This window comes from uncultured Campylobacter sp. (genome assembly GCF_938017705.1).
GTDB lineage: Bacteria > Campylobacterota > Campylobacteria > Campylobacterales > Campylobacteraceae > Campylobacter_B.
This window is the reverse complement of record NZ_CALIIS010000122.1, coordinates 1-2695: the sequence shown is the minus strand read 5'-3', so window position 1 is coordinate 2695 and position 2695 is coordinate 1. Positions and strand designations below refer to the sequence as shown.

Annotated in this window: 3 protein-coding genes and 1 pseudogene; 2 read left to right on the top strand and 2 right to left on the bottom strand. The window is 39.8% G+C overall.

Annotated elements, in window-relative coordinates:
- Nucleotides 1-621: 621 nt before the first annotated feature.
- Entirely contained in the window at nt 622-1623 is a 1002-nt protein-coding gene (locus Q0605_RS05980) for a sulfatase-like hydrolase/transferase (protein WP_298705103.1), read from the top strand.
- The gene (locus Q0605_RS05975) at nt 1616-1765 is read left to right on the top strand and encodes a hypothetical protein (RefSeq protein ID WP_298705101.1); all 150 of its coding nucleotides are present in this window, start codon (nt 1616-1618) and stop codon (nt 1763-1765) included. The genes Q0605_RS05980 and Q0605_RS05975 overlap by 8 nt, the downstream gene beginning before the upstream one ends.
- A gap of 290 nt (nt 1766-2055) precedes the next feature.
- On the opposite strand, the gene Q0605_RS05970 is transcribed toward Q0605_RS05975, so the two are convergent.
- Nucleotides 2056-2292 carry a DsrE family protein gene (locus Q0605_RS05970; RefSeq protein WP_298705099.1) on the bottom strand — a complete coding sequence of 79 codons (237 nt, stop codon included), beginning with the start codon at nt 2290-2292 and terminating at the stop codon, nt 2056-2058.
- Nucleotides 2293-2405: 113 nt separating this feature from the next.
- Nucleotides 2406-2695 (bottom strand): annotated as a pseudogene (locus Q0605_RS05965) (hypothetical protein); the annotation flags it as partial.

The window sequence follows — 2695 nt, the reverse complement described above, 5'->3', positions numbered from 1 at the left end:
CGGTTTTGTTTTTGCGCTTTACGTGGGGATTTTTCAAAGACGCGTCGGCTAACGCAGACGTTAGCAGAACTTGGCTCGGTCGCTGTCATACGCTTGGTGTAACGACAAACCCATGCTTTAATTGCAAAATTATATACGGTGAAATTTAAAATCGCCGTATAAAATTTTGTGCCGCTATAACTTTAAAAAGTAATTTTTGTGCCTGCGTTAGTAAATTTTAAAGTCATTCTTGCTAGACTACGTATTAAATTTTGCTAAATTTAAGGTTGTTTTTTGGAATTTACTACAATTTTTTCGGTTTTGTTTTTTTGCTATTTCGCTGATTTTTGCAGTATTTTTGTCTAATAGAACTTTTAAAATTGCTGTGGGCATAATTGCACTAATTTATATTTTTGCACTTTGCTTCGATTTGTTGCTATTTTTCGTTTTTGGAAAGCATTTCGGACTATTTGTGATAACATTTTTTTGTACCTCTATAGAAGGCGCTCCGATTGCAAGTTTTGCGCGTGAAATTGCGATTTTGGTGATGATTTGCGTAGCGATCATATTACTTAGTATAATTATTACCGTGCGCATTTTGCATTTTCGTCATAGCTCAAAGCTTAGTATTTTATTTATGCCATGTATTTTAACAGCCTTTTTTTAAATCCTCTTTACGATGCAGCTAGAGAATATTATCTACAACTGAATCCGCCCGTAGAAGCGATTAAGAAGCAGGTTTATCCGTATCTAACCATTCCACATCCCAAGGCTCCGATAAAGCGTAAAAATATTGTCTATATTTTTTTAGAGAGTTTTGATCGCGCCTATGCTGACGAAAGAAATTTTGCCAAACTTACACCACATCTAAATGCACTCAAAAATCGTATAGATTTTTCTGAAATACACCAAGTAGTAGATACTGGTTTTACTATTAAAGGGCTGTTTGGTTCACACTGCGCTGCAAATTATACGTTTGCATCTGCCAAAGATATGGCTTCTGAAAATTTTACTAAAAATATTGTCTGCGCTAGCGAAATTTTACACTCTTTGGGATACCATACCTATTTTATAAAGGGCGCTGACTTAAATTTTCAGGGTACTAGAGGCTTTTTGCGTCAAAGAGATTATGACGAGATTAAGGGGAGAGACGAAATTTTAGCCGTGGATCCATCGGTTCATACTAACGAATGGGGTGTGGATGACGATGATATGCTTCGTATAGCATGGAATGATTTTGAGCGTCTAAACAAAGTAGGTAGGCCGTTTTTGTTCTCACTTCTCACGATTGGTACGCACACTCCAAGTGGATTTATCCCGCGCTCATGTGAAGGGCTGGAATATAATGAAAATGCCGTGCCAATGCTACGCGCGGTGCATTGCAGTGACCTATTAGTGAGTAAATTTATTGAGCAAATCCGCTCAAGTCCATATGCAGCGAACACAATCATTGTACTGCAAAACGATCATTCGCTATTTTATAAAAATGCTATAGATGGTGGCTTTGGCGATGGACTTAAAGACGAGCGGGACTTATTTGTGATACTGGATGTTGATTTGGATGGAGAGTTCGAGATCAAAAAAACGTGGTACCTCGTTCGATACTTTTACAACTGTGCTTGGGTATTTAGGAATCTTGGATGAGATGAATTTCGGCAGAAACCTGCTCTCGCGCGAGAGCTTACCATTTGATGCCGATGATGAATTCTTTGTAAACGCAAGTAGAATTTTACCCAAGCTTTCTTATGACGAAGCGGTACGAGCACAGCAAGAGTCTAGCAAATAGACTCATTTTTGTCACCTCAAGTAGTATAAACGGATATAAAACTCCCTCGTTTTAATCCTTGCCGATTGCGATTTACATTTGAGGCATTTATTTGCAACAATCATGGAATTTTGTAAATATAAGAGTTCTATATTATGTATCTAGCTAGCCGTGATATCGTAAAATTATGTTTATATTGCACCGCAAATTCGCTTTTACTAAGTGTAGCATACAGATTTAACACTTATTGCGTTTAACTGACAAGATGGATCTTGGCACTTATAACCCGACCAAAATCAGCCACACCTGCTTTAACAGTTGCCGCATACTTTTAGCGCCACACCACCGCGATATAGCTCCTTTAGTTCGGCTATCAGATCAATGTCGTAATTCCCCGGTTTTTCAGTGCTATCTATTACGAGATCGACCGTGTCATTCATAAGAAAAATTCTTACCTCCTCGCTTTTTTTATGCAGGCTGTCCGCTAGCCTCAATGCGTTGTCCGAGCCGTTATACGGCTGATTTGCCAGGATCAGTAGGATTTTCATTTTGCGCCTCTTCGTTTAAAATTATATTGAAAAGAATTTTATATCAAAGCGAGTTTGCATTACCTTAAATTTGAGCTTGCGGACCTGAATGGTTAAATTTGGTCTTTATAAATTTAATTTTTATCGCGACGAGCTTCATTTATAGCTTCGCCAAGGCTTTTTAGCAGCTCGTCTGCAGCTTTCGCTTTATCGCGCGCGCCGCGATTTTTGCCGTTTGAAGCGCCGGGTCCCGTTCCGCTGGCGCAGTCTTGCACGAAATACCACCAAAAGTACCCACCCACGTAGTTTTTCGCGTAGCGCGGCATCGTATAATACCGCCTCATCATAGTCTTTTTGCTCGCCTGCGTAGCGTCCGACGCCGTGTTTCCGCACTCGCCGATGCCAAGCTTCGAAGCGGGAAAGG